This window comes from Pseudomonas bharatica (genome assembly GCF_048586865.1).
Taxonomy (GTDB): domain Bacteria; phylum Pseudomonadota; class Gammaproteobacteria; order Pseudomonadales; family Pseudomonadaceae; genus Aquipseudomonas; species Aquipseudomonas bharatica.
Window position 1 is genome coordinate 153,945 of sequence record NZ_JBMAWR010000001.1, and the last position, 25,288, is coordinate 179,232.

Here is a 25,288-nt window from a genome sequence, read left to right on the forward strand (position 1 = left end):
CATGGCCTCAGCGATTCTGCTCGGGGTTCCATTGGCGATAGCCCTGGCCGCGCAGGAATTGCCACAGCCCGACGCTCATCCCGGCACAGGTCACCAGTACGTAGGCCGCCAGGCGGAAGGGCCTGGGCAGGCGCCTGCCGGCATCCAGCAGGCCGATCAGGGCAGTCCCGTAGCCGAGCAACTGCAGGGTGCAGGTCCACAGGTAGAAGGCGCCGCTATCCAGCAGGCACAGGTTGCTCAGCAACAGCGGCACCAGCAGCAGTGGCGCCAGGCGGCGCAGCAGCTTGTGGCTGATCAGGGCGATGGCGTACAGGCCGTGGCGGGTCGGGTCGAGCAACTGGCTGCGTGCGGCCAGGCTGCGCAAGCCGCCGACCGTGACCCGCTGGCGCCGGCGAAACTGCTTGCCGGGCTCGTCCACGCCGCAATCGAGCACCAGCGCTTCGGGCACATAGACGATGCGCTGGCCCGCCGCCGGGGCGCAGGTGCTGATAAAGAAGTCATCGTTGACCTGTTCGGGAATCGCCTCGTACAGCTCGCGGCGCAGCGCCAGCAAGGCACCGTCGGCGGACACCATGCAGCCGTTGCGGTTTTCCACGCGGCGCACCCAGCCTTCGTAATGCCGATACAGGCTATCGCCCAGGCTCAGGCCCTTGCCCGTTCGGGGAATGATCATCTGCCCGGCGCTACCGCCGACACCGGGCATGGCGAACGGCCGCAGCAGGTGACCGAGGGTGTCGTCGACCCATTGGTTGTCGGCATCGGTGAACACCAGGATCTCGCCCTGGCAGCGCTCGACCGCGATATTCAAGGCGGCGGCCTTGCCAATGCGCGGCAGGTCGAGGACCAGGATGCGCGGGTCGTCGATGCTGCGCGCACACGCGACGGTGCGATCACTGGAGCCGTCGCTGGCGACGATGACCTGCAGGCTGGCGCTGGCGTCTGCCTGGCTTAGCACGCTGCGCAGCTTCTGCGCGATATGCCGCTGCTCGTTATGCGCGGCGATCACCACGCTGACCGCCAGCGGGGGTGCCGAGCGCGCCTGGGGCTGGTGGCGAAAGGGCGCGAGCAGGCTCAGTACCAGCGGGTAGCCGAGCCAGGCATACAGCGGTAGCAACAGGCACGACCAGAAGATGAGTTCAGCCACGGGCAGGCCTCCTTGCGGTGAGGTTGAACAGGCTCAGGACGAAGGCCATGCCGGCCAGGTGCAGGCGAATGAAATGCAGGCCCCAGAGCTGCGCCATCAAGCGTGGGTCGCGCTGCCTCAGGCTTTGCCGCAGGCTCAGGGCCAGGGCGGGCAGGCTGGCCAGCAGCACCAGCAGCAGGCCCAGGTGCGGAAAACCGTCGAGCAGCGCCGACAGGGCCATGGCATCCAGCGCCCAGGCGCCCAGGGACAGGGCCGGGAAGCGCAGCAAGCGCAGGCTGGCGCCATGGCTGCGCAGCAATTGCAAATGACTGCCCTGGCGCCACATCTCCTTGCCCAGCCATTCTTTCCAGCTGGCCTCGTAACCCCAATGCAGTACCACCGGATCGCGCAGCGCCACCAGGCGCGCGCCGGCCTGGTGCAGGCGTAGGGTGAAATCCTTGTCCTCGCCGCTGCGCAGGCCTTCGTTGAAGCCGCCGACCTTTGCGAACCAATGCCGTGGCATCAGCAGGTTGGGGCTGGGCAGCCATTGCCGCGGCTGCAGCAGCTCGCTGCTGCGCACGGTACGGCGCTGCCAGGCGATGGCGAACCAGGGCGCCTGCCGCGGGGTGTCGCAGTCGAGGGCGAAGACATCGCCACGGTCTTCGTCACTGAGTGCGAAAAGCCGCTCGAGCCAGGTATCCGGCACCTCGATATCGGCGTCGAGGAAGGCCAGCCATTCACTGTCGCACGCGGCCGCACCCCGGTTGCGCAGGGCACCGATGCTCAAGCCCGGCAGGCTCAGTACCTCGGCACCCAGGGCCCGGGCTATCTGCGGGCTGTCGTCGCTGGAGCCATTGTCGACCACGATGACGCGGCACATGGCTTCGGCCCTGCGCGCCGCCTCGTGCACGGCCCTGAGGGTGCGGCCGATATGCCGGCTTTCGTTGAACATCGGGATGACGATGGCGACCCGGCTCATGGCTGCGCCTCCAGCTGGCGGGACGCCTCGGCCCGGGCCCGCAGTACCGCGGACAGCGCGAGCATGATCCACAAGTACTTGTGGTTCGGCGCGCTGAGGAACATCAGGAACAACCCGATCGAGAGCATGCTCATGCTCAGGTGGGTGAGCAGGTCGGCGCGGGCCACATCATGCTGGCGCAGCCAGGCAGCGCGGGCTGCCCAGAAGTTGCGCAGGGCCAGGGCGATCATGCCGATGAACAGCAGCGCCCCGGGAATGCCGACTTCGCTGAACAGCTCAAGATAGGTGTTGTGCGCACGGCGATAGAGGTCGGTGATCTTGCGGTTCGCGGAGAACGCCTTGGCGTAGCCGGTATGGGCGTAATGCAGGGGGAAGGTGCCGGGGCCGGAGCCGAACACCGGGTTCTCGCGGATCATCCGGCTGCCAACGACGATATAGGAGGCGCGGCGGCCCAGGGAATCGTCCTCGTAGGCATTGACCCCGGACTTGAGCACGCTCAGCGACTGGATGCGCTCGATGTACTTGGCCGGCATCACCGCCACCGCCGTGGGCAGCAGTATGGCCAGGGCCAGCATGACCAGCCCGAGGTGGCGCGGGCGGATCCGCGTCAGTTGCACCCGGTAGTGGTACAGGCCGATGCCCAGGCTGATCAGCAATACCACCAGGCCGGAGCGCGATTCGGTGCGTGTCATGCCGGCCAGCAAGAGCCCGGCGCACAGCAGCCACAGTGCCTTTTCGGCAAGGCGCGGTGCATTGAGCAGCAACCAGATGGTCAATGGCACGGCGAAGGCGATGAGCATGGCGAATACGTTGGGGTCGTCCAGCAACCCGGCGGCGCGGCCCTGGTCCTGGTATTTGCTGGAATACATGGCCAGCAGGCAGGTGGTGGCGACGCTAAGGGAAACCAGCCGGGCCAGCACCGGCAGGCTGACTTCGCGCCCGACCAGCAGGGTCATGACGAACAGCAGCAAGCCGATCAGCAACTCGCGCAGGTGCTGCGCCGACAGCAGCCAGTCGTCGCTGAGCCAGAAACTCAAGCCATAGCAGGCCAGGAAACCCAGCAGCAAGGGCCACAGGTTGCTGCGCAGGCGCAGGCCGTCCAGCTTGCCGCTGGCCAGTTGCAGGACCAGCACCAGGGCCAGTGCTGCACCCACCAGCTTGGCCGCCGACAGGTCGCTGTCCTTGAACAGGCCTTCGAACGGCACCAGGGCGACGATGGCCAGCAGGCCCCAGGCCGGGCGCCGCCACAGCGCCAGGATCGCGCCCAGGGCCAGCACCGCGCCCGGCGCCAGGTAAGGCCAGGGGCTGATGAGCAGGGCCACGGCGACAAGGCCGAACAGCCCGATCAGGGAAAGAGGCAGGATCATGCGCGGACCTCCGTTGCGGTGCCCAGATAGACCTGGGCCCAGCGCTGGGCCAGGGTGGGCAGGTGATAGCGCTCGCGCTGGGTGCGCCGGGCCTGGGCGATCAGCTCGCCGGCCTGGGCCGGGTCGTCGATCAGCGCGGCCAATTGCGCGGCCAGCTCGTCCACGGCCAGCGGCCGGGCCAGCAGGCCGCTGCGCCCGTGTTCGATCACATCGGGGATCCCGCCGACGCCGAAGGCCACCACCGGAACCCCGTCCTGCATGGCTTCGAGCAGGATCATCGGCGTGCCCTCGGTGCGCGAGCTGATCACCAGGGCGTCGAGCCGGCCCATCCACGGGCGCATGTCCTGCTGGAAGCCGGGCAGCAGAATGCGCTCGCCCAGCCCGGCGGCGGCGATCCGTGCGCGCAGGGCCGGCAGCTCGGGGCCGTCGCCGAGCATCACCGCATGCAAGTGCGGATAACGCCGGCACAGCGGGATCAGGGTATCGAGGAACAGGTCGGGGCCTTTCTCGCTGCTCAGGCGCCCCACGTAGCCGGCCAGCCATTGACCGTGATGAGGCGCATGGCGCAGTGGCTGCGCGGTGTCCGGCAGGCCGTTGGGGATCACCCGGATCTTGCTGCTGGCAACCCCGGCGTCACGCAGGATCCGGGCGATACTTTCGGCCACGCATACCACCTTGCTCACCAGCGGCGAACGGCACAGGCGCAGGGTCAGCCAGGTGTACAGGCGCTGCTTGCGATTGTGCGGGGTGAAGCCATGCTGGGTGGCCAGCAGCGGCACGCCCCACAGCAGCGCAGCCAGGCAACCGAACAGCAGGCCACGAAAGTTGTGGGCGTTGAGCAGCGGTTTCGCCCGCCGCCCACGGCCGATTTCGCCGAGCAGCCCCGCCACCCCGGTGCAACGCTGGCAGTCCACCCCGGCGCGGCGAAAGCGCGCCAGCAATTCATCCGGTGCTTCGAGAAACAACACCCGATGCTGCCCTGGCGTGGCCAGGCAGTGGTCCAGCAGCATGCGCTCGGCGCCGTAGAACCCACCGCTGTTGAGCAGGTGGATGATCGGCTGGCGCGGGGCCGCGGCGTTCAATTGCGCACCCAGTGCCACAGCCGCGGCAGCGACCATTGCCGGTGCGGGTTGGGCAGTTCCGGGGTCTGGTCGTTGATTACCAGCAGCACCGGCAGGTTCAGCTCCTGGCCGATCTGTGCCGGATGTTTGAAGCGGTGGTCGAAGAACTCGCGGACATACACCAGGGCGATCGCGAACAGCAGCCCGGTGAGCATGCCGAACGGCACGATCAGCAGCGGCCTGGGGAAGGCGGCTTCGGTGGGCTGGTAGGGCGCGCTGAGGATGCGTGCGTTGGACAGGTTGTCCAGCTGGCCCTGGCCGCGGCTTTCTTCATAGCGCTGGGTGTAGGTGAAGAAGGCCTTGTGCAGGGCATCGATCTCGGTGTCGAGCTGGCGCGCCTTGCTCTGGGTTTCCTGCAACTGGTGGATGCGGCCTTTCAGCTCGCCGATGCGCGCGGTTTTCTGCGCGATCACTTCCTGGACCACGGTCAGGTCCTTCTCGCGCTCGCTGATGCGGTTGGACACCACCTTGAGGAATTGCTGGCGGGTGCGGGTGATCTGCTCGCGTTGCAGTTGCATGGGCTCGCTGCCGGGCTGGAAGATCGCCGTGTCATTGCCGTAGCGCGATACCTGGGTGGTCAATTGCTCGCCCAGTTGCTTGATCTCGCGATCCTCGAAGGCGATGTTGTCCACCGTGGTGGTGAAGGTGAACGGGAAGGCGTAGTCGCTCATCTTCGCCGAGCTGGCGCTGGCCAGGGCCGACTTCAGGTAGTCGAGCCAGCGCTGGCTTTGCAGCAGGCGGTCACGGTACTGGTTGAGGTCCTGTTCCTCGGTGTTGATCGCGTTCAGGCGGAAGGTGATTTCCTCCTTCGGATCGGACGAACCGTTGGCCTCCAGCAAGCCAAGGCGCTTGCTTTCCAGGTCATCGAGGCGGGTCTGGTACTGGAGTTTCTTCTGTTCATAGAAGGACTCCGGCAGCTCGTTGGATTGCAGGTCCTGGCGGTTCTTCAGGTAGTTGTCCAGCAGGCGGGCGACAAAGGCGGTGCCCTGGGCCGGGTCGGCGAAGCTGTAGTTCACCGAGATCACGTTGGAACCGGGCAGGGTATCGACCTTGAGGTTTTTCACCGCCTGGTCGGTCAGGGCATCCAGTTCGCTGTCGCCGGCCGCCTGCACGCGCAGGCCGAGGGCGGTGCGCATCGGGTCGATGACCCGGGCGTGCAGCGGAGCGAGCACCCAGCGCTCCAGCATGCCCGGCTCCGCACTGTACTTGCCTTCGCTGCGCAGCTGGCTGATGGTCTGGCGGATCAGGGTCGGCGAGCGCAGGATATTGCTCTCGGTTTCCATGTCGGCCAGCGACGGCGGGATGAACTTGTCGGTTTCCTGGGCCAGTGCGGTGTTGGTGTCGCTCTGCGACAGTTTTTTCGACTGGACGATCACCTCGGCGCCGATATCGAAGCTCTGGCGCAGCACCAACGGCAACAGCAGCGCGATCACCGCAAAGGCCAGGAAGATGCGCTTCACCCACTGCCGGTTGGCGAAGAAGATGCGGAAGAACTCGTGCAGGTAATTCTCTTTGGGATTCATGTCGCGATACTCCCGAAGGTCAGTTGGAGCCGCCCTTGTTGTCGAGGCGGTAGCTGAAACTCACACCGAAGCCCTGGAACAGCACCACGTCGGCCAGTTGCCGGGCCAGTTCGCCGGCGCTGGCGAGCTTGGTCTTGGGCACGTAGAGCATGTCGTCCGGTTGCAGGTAGGCGACCTGCTGGGCGCTGGCGTCCAGGGCCTGGTCGATGTTGTAGGGCACCGCCGTCACCTGGTTGCCCTTGCGCCGCATGATCATCACCGAGTCCAGGCGGGCCTTGATGCTGGGGCCGCGGGCCAGGGTCAGGGCCTCGAGCACCGAGACCGGGCGGCGGATCGGATAAGCCCCTGGTGCGCCGACTTCACCCAGCACGTAGATCTCGTTCACCGCCGTGGACTTGAGCATTACGTCCACGCTCATCTTCCCTGGCAGCTTGGCGTAGCGCTCGTTCAGGTAGGCCTCCAGCTGGCTCACGGTCATGCCCTGCAGGGCCACCGAGCCGACTTCGGGGAAGTTCGCGCGGCCGTCGCTGTTCACCGTGATTTCCCGGCTCAGGCCGGTGGCCGGGTGGTTCAGGGCGTTCTTCAGGTTCTGCTCGTTGGTCAGCGGGCTGATCACCTGCACGGTCAACTGGTCGCGGTTGGGCTGGAACAGGCTCTTGTTGCGGTAGGCCTGCTGGATCGCGGCGCGGGCCTGGTCGGAGGTAAGCCCGGCGACCTGTACCGAGGTGTTGGCCGCCGGCAGCTCGATACGGCCGTCGGGCAGCACCAGCTGGTTGCCGTTCAGCGAACTGGCGGAGAGAAAGTTGAGCCCGATGGTATCGCCGGGCTGGATGCGGTAGGCATCGGTGCCGCTGGTGGCGATATGGAAGATCACGTCCAGCACGTCCTGCGGCCGCAGTACCTGCTCCTGGCTTTCCAGCTCGGTGGCTTGGGCGCCGGCGGCCGGTGCGGTCATGATCTGCACCGGCATCTGGTGCATTTCCTGGTTACTGCTGCAGGCCGCCAGCAGCGGGACCAGGGCGAACAGGGCGATCAGGGGAGTGTTCATGTCGTTGTCCCTCGCACGGTCGGCTCAAAGGTTGTTGTAGAGCCACTTGGGCATGTAGTACCGGCGCCGGTTGAAGACGCTGCCGATCAGCAGCGCCCCGGCCTGGACCAGGCGCTGGCTGGCGGCCTGGGCCACTTCGCGGCGGGTGTCGTCGGCGTCGATGACCAGGATCACCCCGTCCACCAGTGGCCCGAGCACCAGGCTGTCGGCCCCGGCGTAGACCGCCTCGCCGTCGATCACCACGAAGCGGTAGTCGTTGGCCAGCCTGCGCAGCAGCACGCGCAGCATTTCCGGATCGAGCCGTGCACCGCCGCGCTTGTGCAGCCCGCAGGGCAGCAGGTCGAAGCTCTGGTCGGACAGGCGCACGATGCAGTCCTGGGGCAGCGGCGGGGTCTGGTCGTCGAACAGCAGGTCGCGCAAGCCGCGCAACTTGCCCAGGCCCAGTTGCTGGCTGAGGTTGTCGGGAGCGTTGCTGGCATCGATCAGCAACACCGTGCCACCGCTCATCTGCGCCAATTGCTTGGCGACGGCCAGGGCGCTGGTGCTGGTGCCGGCACCGCTGTTGGCGGCGGTGAGCAACAGCAGGCGTCGATTCTGGTCGAGCACGGTGGAGGTCAGGTTGGTTTCGCTTGGGGTCGCGATACTCATGCTTCTTGAAGTAGAACCGTCCATCTCAACTTGCTCCGTGGCCAGTGAAGACTTTGAAGGGGGTCTTGAGCAGGATCTTCAGGTCCAGGCTCAGGCTCTGTTCGGCGATGTAGCTGAGGTCAAGCTCGACCCGCTGGTCGAAGTCGATGTCGCTGCGCCCGGAGATCTGCCAGAGTCCGGTCATGCCGGGGTAGATGCTCAGGCGGGCGAGGTGGCTGTCCTTGTAGCGGTAGGCGTTGAACGAGGTAGGTCGGGGTCCCACCAAACGCATCTCGCCGCGCACCACATTGAACAGGTTGGGCAACTCGTCGAGGCTGCTGCGCCGGAGCCAGCGGCCGATCCGGGTTACCCGCGGGTCATCGTCGATCTTGAAGTCGATGGAGTGGGCACCGTGCTTGTTCAGGTGCCTCAGGGATTCTTTCAACGCCTCGGCCTCGGCGACCATGGTGCGGAACTTGTACATGCCGAAGCAGCGCCCGCGGTAACCGGTGCGCCGCTGCACGAAGAACACCGGCCCCGGGCCGCTGGCCTTGACCAGCACCGCGAGCACCAGCAGCAGCGGCGCCAGAAGGATGATCAGGAGCACCGCACCGACGGCGGCGACACAGCGGTTGGTCCGCGACAGGGTCCAGGGCCGGCCGCCGATGCGCCCGGTGAACCAGCCACGGCCCTGCTTGTGCACCGCCGAATCGATGCGCATGCGGTGCTTGGGGTCCATCCGCTTGTCTTCTTGCAGCGCCTGTACCTGGGCGCTTTGCGGTTGTCCGGTCATGACGACCTCCGTTGCTCTGCGGGCGTGGCCCGGTGGATCTGCGCTGGCGTCCCGAGCAGCGGCAGGTAGTGGTCGAGGAACCAGGCGGCGAAGCGCCCGAGCCCTTCATCCAGGGAGATCAGCGGGCTGTAGCCGGTGGCGAAGGCGAGGTCGCTGGCGTCGGCGCAGGTGTCGAGCACATCGCCCGGTTGCAGCGGCAGCAGCTCGATGTGCGCCTTGCGCCCCAGGTGCTTCTCCAGCAGCGCGACGTAGTCGAGCAGGGCCACCGGGCGTTGCCCACCGATGTTGTACAGGCGCCAGGGCGCGTGGCTGCTGGCCGGGTCCGGGTGCAGGGCATCCCAGTCCGGATTGGCCGTTGGCGCCAGGGGTATCAGGCGCACCAGGCTTTCGACGATGTCGTCGATGCAGGTGAAGTCGCGCTGATGCCGGCCATGGTTGAACAGGCGCAGCGGTCGGCCCTCATGGATGGCGGTGGCGAACTGGATCGGCGACATGTCGGGCCGGCCCCAGGGGCCGTACACGGTAAAGAAGCGCAGGCCGGTTGCGGCGATGCCGAACAGGTGGCTGTAGCAGTGGGCCATGGCCTCGTTGGCCTTCTTGCTCGCGGCGTACAGCGACAGCGGGTGGTCGACGCCGTCGCGTACCGAATAGGGCACCCGGCGGTTGGCGCCGTAAACCGAGCTGGACGAGGCGAACAGCAGGTGTTGCACCGGATGGCGGCGGCAGCATTCGAGGATATTGAGGAAACCGGCGATATTGCTGTCCAGGTAGGCCCGGGGATTGTCCAGGGAATAGCGCACCCCGGCCTGGGCGGCCAGGTGCACGACGATCTCGGGGCGCTCGCTGGCGAACAGGCGCTCCAGGCCCTCGGCATCGTTGAGGTCGAGAATACGCGGGGCGAAGTCCCCGGCCTGCTGGCGTACCCAGTCGACCCGGGCCACCTTCAACGCCGGGTTGTAATAGGCATTGAAATTGTCCAGGCCGATCACCTGGTGGCCATCGCGCAGCAGGCGCAGCGCGCAATGGGCACCGATGAAGCCGGCGGCGCCGGTCACCAGGACTTTCATGGCGCCGGAACCTCGGGCACGACATGGCGCAGGCCGATGCCGCAATAGTCCAGGCCGAAGGTGGCGACCTGGTCGGGGTTGTACAGGTTGCGGCCGTCGATGATCAGGCGCTGGCGCAGCTTTCTCGCCAGCAGGGTGAAGTCCACCACACGAAAGTTTTTCCATTCGGTGCAGATCACCAAGGCATCGGCGTCTTCCAGGGTATCGTCGCGGGTCGCGCAGAGGTGCAGGTCCTTGCGGTAGCCGTAAAGGCGCCGGCATTCGGCCATGGCTTCCGGGTCGAAGGCATGCACCGTCGCGCCCTCGGCCCACAGCGCTTCCATCAGGTAGCGGCTGGGCGCCTCGCGCATGTCGTCGGTATTGGGCTTGAAGGCCAGCCCCCAGAGCGCTACCGACCTACCGGCCAGGCTCCCGGGAAAATGCTGCTTGAGCTTGGCGAAGAGGATCTGCCGCTGGCTGTCGTTGATTTCGCTGACGCTCTGCAGCAGGCGCAGCGGCATGCCGTTGTGCTCGGCGGTGTGCAGCAGGGCGCGCAGGTCCTTGGGGAAGCACGAGCCGCCGAAGCCGCAGCCGGGGTAGATGAAGTGATAGCCGATGCGCGGATCGGAGCCGATGCCCTTGCGTACTGCCTCGATATCGGCACCAAGGCGCTCGGTGAGGTTGGCCAGCTCGTTCATGAAGCTGATGCGCGTGGCGAGCATGGCGTTGGCGGCGTACTTGGTCAGCTCGGCGCTGCGGTTGTCCATGAACATGAGCTTTTCATGGTTGCGGCAGAAGGGCGCATAGAGTTCGGTGAGCTGGTCCTGGGCATCGGCGTCGCAGGTGCCGACGATGATCCGGTCGGGGCGCAGGCAGTCGGCGAGGGCGCTGCCCTCCTTGAGGAATTCCGGGTTGGACACCACCCGCACCTTCAGGCCCAGCTTGCCCAGGCGATCGAGTTGTTCGCGGGCCAGTTGCGCCACCTGGTCGGCGGTACCCACCGGCACCGTGGACTTGATGACCAGGGTACGGTCGCTGTCCATCAGTTCGGTGATCTGCCGGGTGACGCCGAGCACATGGGAAAGGTCGGCGGAACCGTCCTCGTCGGGCGGTGTGCCGACAGCGATGAAGATCAGTTCACCGTGGTTTACCGCATCGCTGGCCTGGGTGCTGAACAGCAGGCGGCCATCGCGGATATTGTCCTCGAGCAGGGCCGACAGCCCGGGCTCATGGATCGGCGGCACGCCCTGGCGAAGCTGGCTGATCTTGTGGCTATCGACATCCACGCACAGCACCCGATGGCCGACATCCGCCAGGGCGGCTGCCTGGACCAGACCCACGTAACCCGTACCGAACACACTCACGTCCATTCCGGCGGCCTCGCATGACGTAATGGGGATGTAACAGCGATGTGTGTTGGGTATAGCGCAGGCTGCGGAAAAAGTGTCAAGGGAATGGCATCTTTCGCTTAACTTACGTCGCCTGATGCATGGGTCGTTTTGCCATCAATCCCTTTCAATCCGCGCCTTTGCATCGAAAAGGTGTTGCAGCGTCATCGATGAGTTTCTCGATAAACGGTCGAAAGCCGCGCCATGAAAGGCTTTCAGAGGTTGAAGGGTAAGCCGTTTGCGATGCTTTCCTTAGTGTTAGTCCCTATTTTTCGGCGCCAAAAAATCGCCATTTATTTGGCAGTCGATAGCTGGAAAGTCCTTCGCTGGCTGGCTACCTTTCGAAAACCCCCGGTTTGGCGAAGGCGGACTTATTCCATGCGCGCATATCTCAAGGGTTTGCTGTTGCTGAGTTATCTGGCCTGTTTTCACGATGCCGTGCTCGAGCGCCTGCAGGCCTTGGGCATGAGCCCGGCGCTGGTGCTCTATGCGGGGGTGTTCGTAGTGCTGGCGCTGGGTTTATGGCTGGCCGCGCAGGTCCGCCAGGGTGCATTGCGCTGGTTAATGGCCATGGTGTTCTTCGCCAGTGCGGTGTTCTTCGATGCCTACACCCGGATCACTGCCAGCTACCTGACCTACAGCGCATTCATCTCGATGGTCTATTCCGGCGGTTTCATCCAGGAAGCGCTGGTGCAGTACCAGGACACGATCGTCCTGGCGCTGGCCCGGGGCTTCTTGCTGCTGCTCGGTGTCGGCCTGCGTCCCGGCGCCCGACCGCGCGTGCCCCGTGGGCTACCGTGGGCAGCGCCGCTGTTCGGCCTGTTGCTGCTGACAGCGATCCTGTTCGTCCGTGCCGGGGAGGGCGCGCGCGGGTTGCCGGTGATGTACACGCCGCTGGCCTATCTCAACCTGCTGGTCTACGAAACCCTGCACGACCACGTCGGGGCGCGCCAGCCGGTGAGCCTGGCGCGCAGCGGTCCGCCCATGGCCCGGGACATCGTGCTGCTGATCGACGAAAGCGTGTCCGGCAATTATCTCGACCTCAACACCGCCCATGGCGTGCCAACCCCGCTGACCCAGCCGCACCCGGGGCTGAAGATCTTCAACTTCGGCTACGCTGCGTCCATTGCCAACTGCAGCGCCGACACCAATGTCACCCTGCGCTACGGCGGCACCCGCGCCGACTACCTGCGGATCAACTCGACCCAGCCGTCGATCTGGCAATACGCCCACCAGGCCGGCATGCAGACCGTCTACATCGACGCCCAGCGCACCGGCGGCAACCTGCAGAACCTGATGAGCGAAACCGAAAAGCGCGATATCGACCGTTTCATCCAGTTCGACGACACACCGGTGCAGCAGCGCGACATGGCGGTCGCGCAACAATTGGTGGAGCTGCTCGGCGACGGCCGGCCGCAATTGATCCTGGTCAACAAGGTCGGCGCGCATTTTCCGGTGCACGACAAATACCCGGACGACTTCCTGCTCTGGCACCCGGCCTTGCCTCGCGGGCAATACGCCGATATCGCCGATACCGGGCGCCGCGACGGCTTCGCCGGCAGTCCGCAGGACTGGGTGCTGTACCGTAATGCCTACCGCAACACCCTGGCATGGAATGTCGGTGAGTTCTTCAAACGCCTGCTGGCCCGGGCCGATCTCGACCAGGCGGTGCTGCTCTACACCTCGGACCACGGGCAGGACCTGCACGAGCGCGGCAACCCGGGGCTGAACACCCACTGCGACAGCGATCCGGTGATGGAGGAAGGGCTGGTGCCGCTGGTGGTGATCCAGGGCGAGCACGTCAAGGCGCCGGACTGGTCGGCGCACCTGGCGCAGAACCGCGACCGGTCGAGTCACTACAACCTGTTCCCGACCCTGCTGCAATTGCTCGGCTATGACGCGGCCCAGGTGCAGGCGGCCTACGGGCGGCCATTGAGCGTGGCGACGGAGGACGAGTTCAGTTTCAACACACGGTTCAATGCGCGGCTGGGCGCGAGTCCGGTGTTCAAGCGGATCGATCTGGGGCAGGTGGTGGTGCCGGTGGACACGGTGATCGGGAGTCGGGAGTGAGGGTGTTCTTTCGGGCCTCATCGCTGGCAAGCCAGCTCCCACATTGTGGAAGCTGGCTTGCCAGCGCCGAGGCCGGGATGATTTACCAACAAGCCTCGGCCGAGCCCAGTTCCGAAGCTCCTCGCTCCCAATGCAACTCCGCCCCCACCACCTGCAACGGCGCTTGCAGCCTCTGCGCCGGGCCCCAGGGTGTGTGCTCCCGCCACAGTCCCAGGTCCGCCGTGGTCTCTGCGGCGAGAGGCAGGTCGTCCGGCATGGTGCCTTGTTCCACCAGCCATTTCGCTGTCCTGGCCAGGGACAACCGCGCCATCGCCCCTTGTCCCGTGGCCAGGCGCTGCGCCAGCCCGCGCACTGCGGCCGCCGCCATCAGGTAGCCGGTCGCATGATCCAGCGCCTGTACCGGCAAGGGCACCGGCCGGCTGGCTTGCTGCCAGCGCATGCCAGCATGGGCGATACCCGTGCTCATCTGCACCAGGCTGTCGAAGCCGCGGCGCAACTGCCACGGGCCGCTCCAGCCGTAGGCATTGAGGCTGACATCCACCAGTGCCGGATTGAGTAGCCGGCGCTGCTCGTCGCCATAACCCAGGCGCTCGAGCGCGTCGGCGCGGTAGCCGTGGACGAGGATGTCGGCCTGTGCCAGCAGGCGCTCGAAGATCTTGCGGTCGTCGAAATTGCGCAGGTCGAGGCGGGCGCAGCGCTTGCCGAGGGTGACTTCCGCGACCACCGCAGGCTCGTTCCAGTCCGGCGGGTCGATGCGCAGCACCTCGGCGCCGAAACCGGCAAGCAGGCGGGTGGCAATCGGGCCGGCGAGAATCCGCGTGAGGTCCAGTACCCGCACGCCGGCCAGCGGTCGCTCGGTGTTGCCCGACCAGTTGCGCGAGCCGTCGGCGTCCACCCGTTGGCGGCGGATCAGCGGCTCGGCATTTACCGCCCGGCCCTGGGGATGATCCGACCACTGCTGCCAACCGAGCATCTGCGCTGCGCAGCCACCGCTTTCGACGATGGCCTGTTCCAGTTCCTGGGCCGACCAGGCCAGTACCCGCCGGGCCATGGCCTGGCGATCGGTGGCGGGGCCGAGCACGGCTTCGGCGATCAGGCGATGGTGCGCGGCGTTGGTGTGCAGGCGGATCCAGCCGTCGCGGGTCTGGTAATCGCCGGCGATGGCATCCCACTTGGGTGGCAACTCCCAGCCTTGCGGGCGCAGGCTCGACTCGAACCACATGGCGGCCAGGCGCCTGTCCACCTGGACCTGGCGGCATTCCCCGGCCTGTTGCTCGATCAGTGCCGCCACGGCCAACCCGGCGGCAGCGACGCTGACCCCGGCCATCTCGGTCACGGCGAAGGCCGACGGCAGGCTGCCGGGCGTGGAAAAACGCACCGCGCCGTCCTGCGGGCGTGGCAGGTCGAGGTCATGGGCGATGGCGCCGAGCATGTTCAGCATCGTTGTCCTCCTGGGCTCGAAGGAGACAAGTGAAGTTAATCAGCGCACGCAGGTCAAATACCGCTCGGCTTGGCGGCGGTGGCGGGGAGGGCTTCGGGGCGCGACCAGATCCACAGGTTGCCCAGGGTCATGCCGCCGATCGCCAGCCATACCGGCCAGTGGTGCTCAAGAAACACCAGCATCAGGGTGGCACACAACAGCATGCTGAGCGTGGCGCTGACCTTGGCCCGGCGCTGGATCACCTTGCCGTTACGCCAGTTGTGTAGTATCGGCCCGAACAGCCGGTGGTTTTCCAGCCAGGCGCTGAGGCGCGGCGAGCTGCGGGTCGCGGCCCAGGCGGCGAGGAGGATGAATTCGGTGGTCGGCAGGCCGGGCACGACGATCGCCACCAGGCCGATGCCCAGGCTCACGTAGGCCAGCAGGCCATAGAGCACGCGGGAAAGCTTCGAGGAAGAGGGTCGGGTCATGGGGTTTGTCGACTGCACGGGGAAATCCGGCCGTCATGATGACGGCCGGAGCATGATCAGGCCAGTTCGGCTTTAGGCGCAGTGGCGTAGGCATGCTTGAGCAGCGCGGTGAAGCGCTCGAAGGCGGCGACCGCGCCCTGTTCGGCGGCGGCTTCTTCCTCGGCGCTCAGTTCCAGGCTGTCGAGGATGCGGCAGAACTGCTTCCAGCCCTCGGCACGGCCGCCGGCCGGCTCGCCCAGGTGGCGGGCGCCGAAGTTTTCGTTCAGCTCCAGGGCCACGGCGCGCTTGATCAGGAACGCGGCGCCGAGCTTGGAGCCTTCGGAGACGAAGATCCAGCCCATGGCCTGGGCGATGCCCGGATTCTGCAGGGCGCCGGGGAAGTCGGCAGGGACTTCGGTGTCGAGGTCGCCCAGGTCCAGGCGGGCCTGTTCGGCGCGGCAGCGCTGGGCCAGGTCGGGAACGATGGCGATCAGCCGTGGGTCGGTGTACAGCGCCTTGAGTTCGTTCTGGAACAGGTACTGGGCAACGACGAAGCGAGCGAAGTTTTCACGGGTTTCGAAAGGCGCGTGGGACTTCACCAGCGCGTCCAGCTCACTATGCGGCGCATGGGTGATCTGGTTCAGGCGCTGCGAGCGCAGGCTGGCGCGTTCGGTGTTGGTGGTCATCGGGAATTCCTTGCGTGTGGGACGGGCCTTGTAACTAGACGTGCAAGATGACGCGCGACAGTAAAAAAACCTCACCCGCATTCGCGCAAATCGTTTGACTGGCATACGCGTACCCTGTGGGAGCGGGTTTACCCGCGATTGCCATGGTGAAGTCACTACCGCATCGCGGGTGAACCCGCTCCCACAGGGTTTTGCGTTCAGCCGAAAGCCCGGGCCTCTTCCACCAGCCAGTCATGCACCGCCCGGGCACTCGGATGCGCCAGGGTCCCGGCGCTGTACAACAGCACGTAACGCTTGTGATTAGGTACCGGTGCTCCGAAGGGCACGATCAAGGTCCCCCGTTCCAGCTCGTCATTGAGCAGCGTACGCCGGGCAATCGCCACGCCGATCCCGGCAATCGCCGCTTCGATGGTCAGGTGGTTGCGGTTGAAGGTGTGCCCGCGCCGCACATCCAGGCCGCCGGCGCCGATCGCTTCGAGATAGAACTCCCATTCGGCGTATTCCGAACTGCCGCGCCAGGCGGTGATGTCATGCAGCAGCGGGTAGTGCACCAGGTCGTTCGGCCCGTGCAGCGGCGGGCGGCCGCGGAGCAGGGCGGGGGAGCAGACCGGGAAGATTTCCTCGTCCAGCAACGGCGTCGAGTACATCCCCGGGTAGCTGCCGTCGTTGAGGTCGATGGCCAGGTCGAAGTCCCCTTCGTGCAAGGCCTGGTTGCTGTCCTCGGCCACCAGGCGCAACTGGATGTCCGGGAAGCGCTGTTGCAGGCGCGGCAGCCGCGGGGTCAGCCATTTGGCCAGGAACGAGGGAATCGAGCGTAAACGCAGGGTGCCGCGGATCTCGCCGGCATCCAGGCGCAGCAGCTCGGCTTCGATGCTGCCGTAGGCCTCGTGTACGGTCACGGCCAGGCGCTGGCCTTCGGCGCTCAACTCCACGCCCCGGGCCCGGCGCAGGAACAGGCGAAAGCCCAGGCGCTCTTCCAGCTGACGGATCTGCTGGCTCACCGCACCGGGGGTGATATGCAGTTCCTCGGCGCAACGGGTAAACGACAGGTGCCGCGCCGCGCAGGAAAACACATGCAGCCAGACATACATCTGGCCATTCATCGATCGCCGCATCGTTTAGTCCTGCTAAAGCCTCGGTTAGAAAGTTTCGTTGGTAGTAGGAAATTTCGCAGGGCAGTATCGCCCAACTTGGCGACACCCCTCAATTTTTTCACCGTGCACCGAAAGGGTTCACCGCTTTCGGGCAGGCAGGCATTAGCATGGCTATCAGTGTTTTCGATCTGTTCAAAATCGGCATCGGCCCGTCCAGTTCCCATACCGTAGGCCCGATGCGCGCCGCTGCAACCTTCGTCGAGGCGCTGCGTGCACAGGGGCTGCTGGAAACGGTGAGCCGTGTCGAAGTGCGCCTGTACGGATCGTTGTCGGCGACCGGGGTCGGCCACGCTACCGACCGCGCCTGCCTGCTGGGCTTGATGGGCGAGTGGCCGGACCGGATCGATCCGCAGTGCATCGGCCCGCGGATCGAACAACTGCAAAGCACCGGCGTGCTGGTGCTGGGCGGCAGCCGGGCGATCACCTTCGATAGCCAACGCGACCTGCTGCTGCTCGACGAGAGCCTGCCATACCACCCCAACGCCATGACCCTGGAAGCCTTCGGCGACAACGGCCTGCTCCTGCAGCAAACCTACTACTCGGTGGGCGGCGGTTTCATCGTCGAGGCGGCGGAAATCGGCGCGGGCCCTGCCGGTCCGCAGGTCGAACTGCCTTACGCATTTTCCAGCGCCGAAGAACTGCTCGCCCTGTGCAAGCGCCACGGCTTGCGGGTCAGCCAGTTGATGATGGCCAACGAGCTGGCCTGGCGTGAGGAAGGCGAGGTACGCGCCGGGCTCCTGCAACTCTGGGCGGTGATGCGCGAGTGCGTCGCCAACGGCCTGAGCAACGAAGGCATCCTGCCTGGCGGCCTCGAGGTCAAGCGCCGCGCGGCCAGGCTGCACCGCAGCCTGCAGGAGCTGGGCAAGCCCAATGTGATCGGCTCGACCCTCAGCGCCATGGAGTGGGTCAACCTGTTTGCCCTGGCGGTCAACGAGGAAAACGCCGCCGGCGGGCGCATGGTCACGGCGCCGACCAATGGCGCGGCGGGGATCATCCCGGCAGTGCTGCATTACTACATGAAGTTCAGCCCCGAAGCCCGTGACGACGACGTGGTCGACTTCCTCCTGGCTGCCGCCTCGGTGGGCATCCTGTGCAAGAAAAACGCCTCGATTTCCGGCGCCGAGGTCGGCTGCCAGGGCGAGGTCGGGTCGGCCTGCGCCATGGCCGCCGCCGGCCTGGCCGATGTCCTGGGCGCTACCCCGGAACAGTTGGAAAACGCGGCGGAAATCGCCCTGGAGCACAACCTTGGGCTGACCTGCGATCCGGTCGGCGGCCTGGTCCAGGTGCCGTGCATCGAGCGCAATGCGATCGCCGCAGTCAAGGCGATCAACGCCGTGCAGATGGCCCTGCGTGGCGATGGCGAGCATTTCATTTCCCTGGACCGGGTCATCCGCACCATGCGCGATACCGGCGCCGACATGCATGAAAACTACAAGGAGACCTCCCGCGGCGGCCTGGCCGTCGCTTTTGTCGAGTGTTAAGACCGGCGTCCGGCACAGGCGACGGTGGTTATCAAAAATAATTACAAGGCGATATCGATGACTGATGTAAACAGCACCACCTCATTGCGTGGCGACGCCGCTGCGCCTGCCATTTCCAGCGGCTGGAGCCGCCACGACACCACCTGGACCCTGGGCCTGTACGGCACCGCCATCGGTGCCGGGGTCCTGTTCCTGCCGATCAACGCCGGGGTCGGCGGTTTCTGGCCGTTGCTGATCCTGGCGCTGCTGGCATTCCCCATGACCTTCTTCGCCCATCGCGGCCTGACCCGTTTCGTCCTGTCCGGGCGCAAGGGCGGCAACGAAGACATCACCGAAGTGGTGGAAGAGCATTTCGGCGCCGGTGCCGGCAAACTGATCACCCTGCTGTATTTCTTCGCCATCTTCCCGATCCTGCTGGTGTACAGCGTGGCGCTGACCAACACCCTGGGCAATTTCCTCGAACACCAGTTGCACATCACCGCACCGCCCCGGGCGCTGCTGTCGTTGCTGCTGATTTGTGGCCTGATGATCGTGGTGCGCTGTGGACAGGGCATCATCGTGCGGGTCATGAGCGTGCTGGTGTACCCCTTCGTCGCCGCGCTGCTGTTGCTTGCCCTGGGGCTGATTCCCTACTGGAACGGCGCGTTCTTCGCCCAGGCCGGCGAAGGCATGAACGCCGGGCTGCTGCTCAAGACGCTATGGCTGGCGATTCCGGTCATGGTGTTCGCCTTCAACCACTCGCCGATCATTTCGGCCTTTGCCGTGGCGCAGAAGCGCCAGTACGGCGAGCGTGCCGAGTACAAGAGCGGGCGCATCCTGGCGGCCTCGCACCTGATGATGGTGCTGACGGTGATGTTCTTCTGCTTCAGTTGCGTGCTGGCCCTGTCTCCGGCCGACCTGGCGGCGGCCAAGGCGCAGAACATTTCGATCCTGTCGTACCTGGCCAACCATTTCCAGACACCGGTGATCGCCTTCGTTGCGCCGCTGATCGCGCTGGTGGCCATCACCAAGTCCTTCCTCGGCCATTACGTCGGTGCCAGCGAAGGCTTCCAGGGGCTGATCGTAAAAAGCCTGCGCGGTCGTGATCGCTCGCTGTCGGCCAAGAGCCTGGAGCGAGTAACGGCGCTGTTCATGGTCCTGACCTGCTGGATCGTCGCCACGCTAAACCCGAGCATTCTCGGCATCATCGAGTCCCTCGGCGGACCGGTGATCGCCTGCCTGCTGTTCCTGATGCCGATGTACGCGATCAACAAGGTGCAATCGTTGCGCCAGTACTCGGGCAAGGCGTCTAACGTGTTCGTGGTGGCGGTGGGGTTGATTACCCTTTCGGCAATTGCCTATTCGGTTGTTGCCTGATCCGGCCTCATCGCTGGCAAGCCAGCTCCCACAGGTTGTCGGAGCTGGCTTGTCGGACCGCCGCACCGCAGCGATAGAGCCCGAACAGCCACCTAATACTCCAGGTACTTCCACAACGCATCCGCCACCTTCGCTTCCTCCTTCCCATCTCCGAACAACCGCCGGCCGATCTGCAAGCCTAGCTGCCGATACCCCTCGAACTGCGCCTCGTCGAAGAACTGGTTGGCCGTGCTTTCGTTGGGGAAGGTCGGGTGTTCGCTGGCGTAGTTGAGCAGGTCCACCGGCAGGCCCGCGATCAGGTTCGGCTTGATCAGCAGGATGCGCGAGGTCAGTTGCTGCTGCTTGTTGTGCACGTTCAGGAGCAAGGCGCAGCGCCGGTACTCCGCTTGCTTGCGTTGTTCGCTGTCCAGTTTGAAGTCCTGGATCCGTCCGAAATACGGGGCCAGTTCCTCGACCTCGAAGATGCCTGGGTCCTCGCTGATTTCCAGCGCCTGGTCGATCCGCGCCAGGCGGATCAGGTTGGCCAGGTCATCGAACTGGTAGGTCGGGTCGGCGCCGCAGTCGCACATCACGATCAGGTCGATCTTGCGGCCTTCGCGGACCAGCTCGTAGCAGGCAGTGTTTTCGAAGTGACCGCCGTCGGAGAGGTACTGGAAGTCGCGGTTCAAGCCGTGGAAGTGCGCGGTGATTTCATAGAACAGGTAATGCTGGGTGGTCAGGGTGCGCCCGAACAGGGTGTCGCGAGTGGCGCGCAGGCCGCTGTCCTTTTCGCCGTTCTGCAGGAAGTCCGCCGGCCACCAGGTGCCCAGGCGCACGTTGGTCAGGCCGAAGGCCAGGGAAGTGCCCAGTGTGGTGGCGCGTCCAAGGCCGGTGGAGAACGCGGCCCCGGACGTGGCGATCCAGTGTGCCAGGGTCAGCGGCTGGTAGATTTCCCCGGACTCCGGTTGCAGGGCACGCTGGCGCGGTTCGCCGTCGAGAATGTAGCTGACGCTGCCTTCGCCGTATCGGCCGGAGGGCGCCAGGCACAGTGGCTTGCCCTTGCGGTCGCGCTGCACCAGTTGCTCGGCCGGGTCGACGGTCTGGTTCAGGGTGACGTTGATCAGGTGTACCGGCGCGCAGGTGGCATGGGCGTAGTACGCTTCGATGCTGACGTCGTCCCCGGGCAGCGTTTCGGCGACGCTGAGCAGGCGCCGGCGTTGCTTGCGGGTATTGCCCGAGAAGCGCAGGCCGTTGGAGGCCCCCAGGTAGGCGCGGGCCAGCCGGGCGCGATAGAAGGATTGCCACGACGACAGGTTGAGGAAGCCGATGAACTTGCCCGTGCCCAGGCTGAACAGCGCCGCCATGACCGTCAGGCCAAGCAGGCGGGCCCAGGCATGGGAGTCGCCGAACCAGTCGCCGGTGTAGCGCACGTACTGCACCAGCAGCCCCCAGAACAGCGAGACCAGCAGCAGGATCACCACCCCCGCGGTACCGGCGATGATGCTGATCGGCAGCTTGCTCAGCCAGCCCGGGGTAGCCTTGTCGTCGCTGGATACCGAGACCCAGCGCACCAGTGCGATCAGTGCTGGCAGCACGATGCCGCCGGACAGCAGCGGCCCTTGCTCGACACGCAGGAACAGCCATTGGCTCGCCCAGGGAATCAGGGCGAAGAAGGCTGCGACCAGGGTGGCGATGATGGCCGTGGCCAGGCGCCGGGTGACCAGCACACGGTAGGTGGCGACCGTGTTTTGCCGGGCAAGAATCTTCTCCGGCGAGGGACGGCCATGCCCCAGGTAAATGCATAACCACAGGCAGTAGGCCAGGCCGACGCCGCAGATCACTCCGCCCAGCACCAGCAAGGCGCGCAAGGCCCCGCCGAGCCAGGGCGCGAACAAGCCGAGGAGGATCATCACCGCGCCCGTGGTGGCATAGAGCACGGTGGCGCGGTTGCACGGATGCGGGGTTTCGTCAGTGTTGCAGCGTCGATAGATCATCCAGTACGCCAGCATCAGCGGCACCACTGCGAACACGATCAGCGCCGCCGGGAGCCACCACAGCGAGCCGCACAGGAGTTGCACGCTGTTCAGCGGTAAAAAGGCGCCCAGCGGTGAGCACAGCGCCAGGTCGCTGATGCCGACCTGCAGCAGCACGGCCAGGGCCAGGCCGAACAGCAGCGGCATGCCGATGACCGTGTGCACCGCCAGCAGGTTGCGCAGCGACATGCCGAGCACATAGAACAGGTCGCCGCCACCGCCAGGGGTGAGGTAGCGACCGTTTTCCCGCAGCCAGCCCAGCGGCGCGGCGCCAACCGGCTGGCGACGATAGTCGTCGCCGGTGTGGATGCGTCCCGGTGGCTCGTAGTCGAGGGTTTCGTAGGCCTGCCGGGCCGCCTGGCGCTTGGCGTCGTTGCTGGGCGCGGACTCGCCGGCGCCGATGACGCCGGTGTTCTCCCGATCGCGCAGGCGCCCTGGAAGGAACAGGCTGCCGAGGAACGAGCCGAAATAACCGCCGCCGCTGACGGTCGACAGGTAGTCGAAGCGTGGCAACAGGCGCTTGCCCAGGTCGTCGGCCTTGCTGTCGTCGTTCGATCCCGGCGGCGCGCCAGGTGCCTTGGCCCGGGCCAGGGCCTGGACCACGCCCAGGCAGAAGGTGGCGCTGCGAATGCCACCCCCGGACAGGGCCAGGGCCAGGCGCTTGCCGCCGGTTGGCAGCCCGAGCAAGCGATGACGTTCGGTGATGCGCGCCTGTTCGGCGCTGAATTGGGTGTCTTGATCGGTGCTGACCGTATCTTGCCTGTCCATGTGCCGTCCCGCCGATGGGTGGAGATGCTTCCCTTGGCGCTGGAGTGTAGAGCAAGGAAATAGCCACTTGCCACTACTGTGAACCCCATCACAAAAGCCCTGCACGCAAACCTATGAGCAGCTGCGATAAGCCGATGGTTTTCATAACCAAATGAAAGCAATGTGCCATCACTTAATGGCATATGCTTGATGTGCTGTAAGGAGTTGTAACCAACTGGTCCGCCGCACAACCGAGCGCGGCGGGCACTGCATTCAGTTGAGATCGGCCAACCGGACCGGCCGCAATAACGTGTTCCTCAAGGACAGAAGGGACCGGTCTGCACGTTTTGCAAGGAGCAAACGCATGACACCCGTGAAGCTGATGTTGAGCCTCTTTCTTCCCCTGGTGCTGTTGCAGGGGTGTTCCGATAAACCGAAGAACCCTTGCGGTGACCAACCCGGCAAGATCCTTGACGAAGCCCAGTGCGTCGGCCGCGATGCCGACAGCCTGAAGGGCGCCGACGAGGATTACTTCGCCGACATGGACTATGGCGTTTCGAAGCAACCGGCGCTGCTGGTGGACCGCCTCTCGCCCTTCATCCCCGGTATTACCCAGCAGCAGGCGGTGGACGCCTTCGCCCGCGGGCGCAACAATTGGATCGTCTGGACCGCCGGCAACGATGCCCTGTGGGACAAGCTCTCGCGTGACAGCGTCGGCAACCTGGACTTCCTCAAGACCATCTCCAACCATCCGTCCCTGGCCGCCAACCGTAGCAACCGCTGGCAGTACCTGGGCGTGGTCAACGAGCCGTGCTACACCAAGGGCGAAGGCCCGCGCGAAGACCGCCATGGCCTGTGGCTGGATAACCGTGACCCGTCCTGCGCTCCCGACCCGTTCGAGAACGAGGCCAAGTACCCAGGCGTGAAGATCGGTGCCCGTGGCAAGAACATCGAGACCGGCTCCTACTACGGCTACGGCACCGGCATCGTCGGCCTGCGCCTGTTCCCCAACCCGGATTTCGACGAGAAAGCGCAGAAGCACTGGGATCCCAAGCGCTACTACGAAGACCCCAGCTACTACAACGACAGCAAGCTGGTGAAGCCGTATCGCGTCGGCATGTCCTGCGGGTTCTGCCACGTCGGGCCGAACCCGACCAATCCGCCGGCCAACCCGGAGAGCCCGGCCTGGGCCAACCTCAACTCCAACCCGGGGGCGCAGTATTTCTGGGTGGATCGCATCTTCATGTGGCAGAAGGACGACAGCAGCTTCCCGCACCAGTTGTTCCACACCTCGCGGCCGGGGGCCCTGGATACCTCGCTGGTGTCCACCGACTACATCAACAACCCGCGGACCATGAACGCCGTCTACAACCTCAAGGCGCGCATCGAGCTGGCCGCGCACCTGGGCAAGGAAACCCTCAAGGGTGGCGACCTGAACAACAAGCAGTTCAACGAGGTGCCGGGCATTCCTGCCGACAGCCCGCTGATGCAGTTCTACAAGAAGCCGGACACCGTGTTCACCCCGCGGGTGCTCAAGGACGGTGCCGACTCGGTCGGCGCCCTGGGTGCCTTGAACCGGGTGTTCGTTAATATCGGCCTGTTCAGCGAGGAATGGACGCAGCACTTCCGGCCGCTGATCGGTGGCAAGCCGATCACCCCGTTCACCATCGAGACCGCCCGCAAGAACTCGGCCTTCTGGCGTGCCAACGAAGCGCAGACGCCTGACCTGGCGCTGTTCTTCCTCGCCTCGGCGACCCCCGACAACCTCAAGAATGCACCCGGTGGCGAGCAGCATCTGCAAGCCTCGCCGGCGCAACTGGAGCGGGGCAAGGAAGTCTTCGCCGAAACCTGCGCGCGCTGCCACTCCAGCAAGCTGCCGGAAAAAGCCTGGGCGAAGTTCCCGGACAACGGCTGCGTCAACGGCAACTACCTCAAGTGCTGGAACGACTACTGGAGCTACAGCAAGACGCCGGAGTTCAAGAACGCGATGCGCAACATTGTGAAGAAGGATGACTTCCTCACCGACAACTTCCTGTCCACCGAACTGCGCGTGCCGGTAACGCTGCTCGAAACCAACGCCTGCAGCCCGCTGGCGACCAACGCCCTGGCCGACAACATCTGGGACAACTTCTCTTCCGAGTCCTACAAGCAGTTGCCGGCGGTGGGCAAGATGCTGGTGCAGAACCCCTACACCGGCGAGGCGCGGGAATACGAGATGCCCGGTGGCGGTCGGGGCTACACCCGTCCGGCGTCGCTGGTCAGCGCCTGGTCGACGGCGCCGTTCTTGCTCAACAACGCCCTCGGCCCGTTCAAGTGGACCGGCACCGTGGATGATCGCATCGCCTCGTTCGACAGCTCCATCGAGATGCTGCTGTGGCCGGAAAAACGCCAGGGCAACTTCCAGGTGGTCACCCGTTCCGGCCTGACCCATCCGGGCACCATCGACACCACCACCGAAACCAGCTACCTGCGCGTGAGCAGCGGCTACCTGCCGAAGTTCCTGCAGGACCTGCAAGGCGTGCTGACCCGCTGGCTGCCGTGGCTGTTCGGTGACGACGGCATCCAGATCGGGCCTATCCCGCAGGGTACGCCGGTGAGCCTGCTGTCCAACATCGACCTGGAGAAACGCGACCAGGTGCTCGACCTGCTGGTGAAGATCAAGCACGACCTCAAGCAACTGCCGCCGGGCGCCAGCGACGAGGAAGCGCGCAAGGTCTTCAAGCGCCTGGTCAAGCCGCTGCTGGAAGTGAGCAAGTGCCCGGATTACGTGGTCGACAAGGGTCATTACTTCGGCACGAAATTCCTCCAGGACAAGGACGAACAACCGCTCAGCGACGACGACAAGCGCGCGTTGATCTCCCTGCTGAAAACCTTCTGAGG

General features: G+C 65.4%; 19 protein-coding genes. 4 read left to right on the forward strand and 15 right to left on the reverse strand.

Annotated elements, in window-relative coordinates; translation table 11 throughout:
* Positions 1-7: 7 nt before the first annotated feature.
* From ACKLLE_RS00740 to ACKLLE_RS00785, 10 genes are read right to left on the reverse strand one after another with little or no spacing between them, the layout of a single operon-like run.
* Positions 8-1,144 (reverse strand): glycosyltransferase, encoded by a 1,137-nt coding sequence (locus ACKLLE_RS00740; RefSeq protein ID WP_420056421.1) that lies wholly within the window; start codon positions 1,142-1,144, stop codon positions 8-10.
* Entirely contained in the window at positions 1,137-2,102 is a 966-nt protein-coding gene (locus ACKLLE_RS00745) for a glycosyltransferase family 2 protein (RefSeq protein ID WP_420056422.1), read from the reverse strand. Before ACKLLE_RS00745 ends, ACKLLE_RS00740 begins: the two co-directional genes overlap by 8 nt.
* Positions 2,099-3,469, reverse strand: coding sequence for an O-antigen ligase family protein (locus ACKLLE_RS00750; RefSeq protein ID WP_064304593.1), 1,371 nt, complete (start codon positions 3,467-3,469; stop codon positions 2,099-2,101). Before ACKLLE_RS00750 ends, ACKLLE_RS00745 begins: the two co-directional genes overlap by 4 nt.
* Positions 3,466-4,587: a glycosyltransferase family 4 protein gene (locus ACKLLE_RS00755; RefSeq protein ID WP_420056423.1), complete on the reverse strand. Its 1,122-nt coding sequence runs from the start codon at positions 4,585-4,587 to the stop codon at positions 3,466-3,468. Before ACKLLE_RS00755 ends, ACKLLE_RS00750 begins: the two co-directional genes overlap by 4 nt.
* Positions 4,548-6,113 carry a GumC family protein gene (locus ACKLLE_RS00760; RefSeq protein WP_420056424.1) on the reverse strand — a complete coding sequence of 522 codons (1,566 nt, stop codon included), beginning with the start codon at positions 6,111-6,113 and terminating at the stop codon, positions 4,548-4,550. The genes ACKLLE_RS00755 and ACKLLE_RS00760 overlap by 40 nt, the downstream gene beginning before the upstream one ends.
* A 19-nt stretch (positions 6,114-6,132) precedes the next feature.
* Positions 6,133-7,161, reverse strand: coding sequence for a polysaccharide biosynthesis/export family protein (locus ACKLLE_RS00765; RefSeq protein WP_064304590.1), 1,029 nt, complete (start codon positions 7,159-7,161; stop codon positions 6,133-6,135).
* 24 nt (positions 7,162-7,185) lie between these two features.
* Positions 7,186-7,833: a CpsD/CapB family tyrosine-protein kinase gene (locus ACKLLE_RS00770; RefSeq protein ID WP_279897532.1), complete on the reverse strand. Its 648-nt coding sequence runs from the start codon at positions 7,831-7,833 to the stop codon at positions 7,186-7,188.
* Between the two features lies 1 nt (position 7,834).
* Entirely contained in the window at positions 7,835-8,581 is a 747-nt protein-coding gene (locus ACKLLE_RS00775; protein WP_279897531.1) for a sugar transferase, read from the reverse strand.
* The gene (locus ACKLLE_RS00780; RefSeq protein WP_420056425.1) at positions 8,578-9,648 is read right to left on the reverse strand and encodes an NAD-dependent epimerase; all 1,071 of its coding nucleotides are present in this window, start codon (positions 9,646-9,648) and stop codon (positions 8,578-8,580) included. The genes ACKLLE_RS00775 and ACKLLE_RS00780 overlap by 4 nt, the downstream gene beginning before the upstream one ends.
* Positions 9,645-10,997, reverse strand: coding sequence for a UDP-glucose dehydrogenase family protein (locus tag ACKLLE_RS00785; protein ID WP_420056426.1), 1,353 nt, complete (start codon positions 10,995-10,997; stop codon positions 9,645-9,647). The genes ACKLLE_RS00780 and ACKLLE_RS00785 overlap by 4 nt, the downstream gene beginning before the upstream one ends.
* A gap of 396 nt (positions 10,998-11,393) precedes the next feature.
* On the opposite strand from ACKLLE_RS00785, the gene ACKLLE_RS00790 reads away from it, so the two are divergent.
* Positions 11,394-13,085: a sulfatase-like hydrolase/transferase gene (locus ACKLLE_RS00790; protein ID WP_420056427.1), complete on the forward strand. Its 1,692-nt coding sequence runs from the start codon at positions 11,394-11,396 to the stop codon at positions 13,083-13,085.
* Positions 13,086-13,167: 82 nt separating this feature from the next.
* Here the strand turns inward: ACKLLE_RS00790 and ACKLLE_RS00795 are convergent, their stop codons facing one another.
* The 4 genes from ACKLLE_RS00795 to ACKLLE_RS00810 form a co-directional block, all read right to left on the reverse strand.
* Positions 13,168-14,526: a CoA transferase gene (locus tag ACKLLE_RS00795; RefSeq protein WP_420056428.1), complete on the reverse strand. Its 1,359-nt coding sequence runs from the start codon at positions 14,524-14,526 to the stop codon at positions 13,168-13,170.
* 53 nt (positions 14,527-14,579) lie between these two features.
* Positions 14,580-14,993: a YbaN family protein gene (locus ACKLLE_RS00800; protein WP_064304583.1), complete on the reverse strand. Its 414-nt coding sequence runs from the start codon at positions 14,991-14,993 to the stop codon at positions 14,580-14,582.
* A gap of 56 nt (positions 14,994-15,049) precedes the next feature.
* Positions 15,050-15,658, reverse strand: a complete 609-nt coding sequence (locus ACKLLE_RS00805; protein WP_420056429.1) for a biliverdin-producing heme oxygenase — start codon at positions 15,656-15,658, stop codon at positions 15,050-15,052.
* Between the two features lie 197 nt (positions 15,659-15,855).
* Positions 15,856-16,773 (reverse strand): LysR substrate-binding domain-containing protein, encoded by a 918-nt coding sequence (locus tag ACKLLE_RS00810; RefSeq protein WP_064304581.1) that lies wholly within the window; start codon positions 16,771-16,773, stop codon positions 15,856-15,858.
* A 146-nt stretch (positions 16,774-16,919) separates the two neighbouring features.
* On the opposite strand from ACKLLE_RS00810, the gene ACKLLE_RS00815 reads away from it, so the two are divergent.
* On the forward strand, positions 16,920-18,293 hold the full coding sequence (locus ACKLLE_RS00815; protein ID WP_420056430.1) for an L-serine ammonia-lyase: 1,374 nt from the start codon (positions 16,920-16,922) through the stop codon (positions 18,291-18,293).
* A 57-nt stretch (positions 18,294-18,350) separates the two neighbouring features.
* Positions 18,351-19,649 (forward strand): serine/threonine transporter, encoded by a 1,299-nt coding sequence (locus ACKLLE_RS00820; RefSeq protein ID WP_420056431.1) that lies wholly within the window; start codon positions 18,351-18,353, stop codon positions 19,647-19,649.
* A 92-nt stretch (positions 19,650-19,741) separates the two neighbouring features.
* Here ACKLLE_RS00820 and ACKLLE_RS00825 read toward each other — a convergent pair whose 3' ends face one another.
* Positions 19,742-22,429, reverse strand: a complete 2,688-nt coding sequence (locus ACKLLE_RS00825) for a hypothetical protein (protein ID WP_420056432.1) — start codon at positions 22,427-22,429, stop codon at positions 19,742-19,744.
* Positions 22,430-22,772: 343 nt separating this feature from the next.
* Here ACKLLE_RS00825 and ACKLLE_RS00830 point away from each other — a divergent pair, with 343 nt between their 5' ends.
* Complete coding sequence (locus tag ACKLLE_RS00830) at positions 22,773-25,286, forward strand: hypothetical protein (protein WP_420056433.1); 2,514 nt, start codon at positions 22,773-22,775, stop codon at positions 25,284-25,286.
* Positions 25,287-25,288 lie beyond the last annotated feature (2 nt).

Excerpts from the sequence above, each read along its gene's own strand:
- ACKLLE_RS00805 (WP_420056429.1), bottom strand. The coding sequence starts at position 15,658 with ATGACCACCAACACCGAACGCGCCAGCCTGCGCTCGCAGCGCCTGAAC.
- ACKLLE_RS00755 (WP_420056423.1), bottom strand. The coding sequence starts at position 4,587 with ATGGTCGCTGCCGCGGCTGTGGCACTGGGTGCGCAATTGAACGCCGCG.
- ACKLLE_RS00765 (WP_064304590.1), bottom strand. The coding sequence starts at position 7,161 with ATGAACACTCCCCTGATCGCCCTGTTCGCCCTGGTCCCGCTGCTGGCG.
- ACKLLE_RS00785 (WP_420056426.1), bottom strand. The coding sequence starts at position 10,997 with ATGGACGTGAGTGTGTTCGGTACGGGTTACGTGGGTCTGGTCCAGGCA.
- ACKLLE_RS00790 (WP_420056427.1), top strand. The coding sequence starts at position 11,394 with ATGCGCGCATATCTCAAGGGTTTGCTGTTGCTGAGTTATCTGGCCTGT.
- ACKLLE_RS00820 (WP_420056431.1), top strand. The coding sequence starts at position 18,351 with ATGACTGATGTAAACAGCACCACCTCATTGCGTGGCGACGCCGCTGCG.
- ACKLLE_RS00815 (WP_420056430.1), top strand. The coding sequence starts at position 16,920 with ATGGCTATCAGTGTTTTCGATCTGTTCAAAATCGGCATCGGCCCGTCC.
- ACKLLE_RS00745 (WP_420056422.1), bottom strand. The coding sequence starts at position 2,102 with ATGAGCCGGGTCGCCATCGTCATCCCGATGTTCAACGAAAGCCGGCAT.
- ACKLLE_RS00830 (WP_420056433.1), top strand. The coding sequence starts at position 22,773 with ATGACACCCGTGAAGCTGATGTTGAGCCTCTTTCTTCCCCTGGTGCTG.
- ACKLLE_RS00775 (WP_279897531.1), bottom strand. The coding sequence starts at position 8,581 with ATGACCGGACAACCGCAAAGCGCCCAGGTACAGGCGCTGCAAGAAGAC.
- ACKLLE_RS00780 (WP_420056425.1), bottom strand. The coding sequence starts at position 9,648 with ATGAAAGTCCTGGTGACCGGCGCCGCCGGCTTCATCGGTGCCCATTGC.
- ACKLLE_RS00800 (WP_064304583.1), bottom strand. The coding sequence starts at position 14,993 with ATGACCCGACCCTCTTCCTCGAAGCTTTCCCGCGTGCTCTATGGCCTG.
- ACKLLE_RS00810 (WP_064304581.1), bottom strand. The coding sequence starts at position 16,773 with ATGCGGCGATCGATGAATGGCCAGATGTATGTCTGGCTGCATGTGTTT.
- ACKLLE_RS00770 (WP_279897532.1), bottom strand. The coding sequence starts at position 7,833 with ATGGACGGTTCTACTTCAAGAAGCATGAGTATCGCGACCCCAAGCGAA.
- ACKLLE_RS00795 (WP_420056428.1), bottom strand. The coding sequence starts at position 14,526 with ATGCTGAACATGCTCGGCGCCATCGCCCATGACCTCGACCTGCCACGC.
- ACKLLE_RS00760 (WP_420056424.1), bottom strand. The coding sequence starts at position 6,113 with ATGAATCCCAAAGAGAATTACCTGCACGAGTTCTTCCGCATCTTCTTC.
- ACKLLE_RS00825 (WP_420056432.1), bottom strand. The coding sequence starts at position 22,429 with ATGGACAGGCAAGATACGGTCAGCACCGATCAAGACACCCAATTCAGC.
- ACKLLE_RS00750 (WP_064304593.1), bottom strand. The coding sequence starts at position 3,469 with ATGATCCTGCCTCTTTCCCTGATCGGGCTGTTCGGCCTTGTCGCCGTG.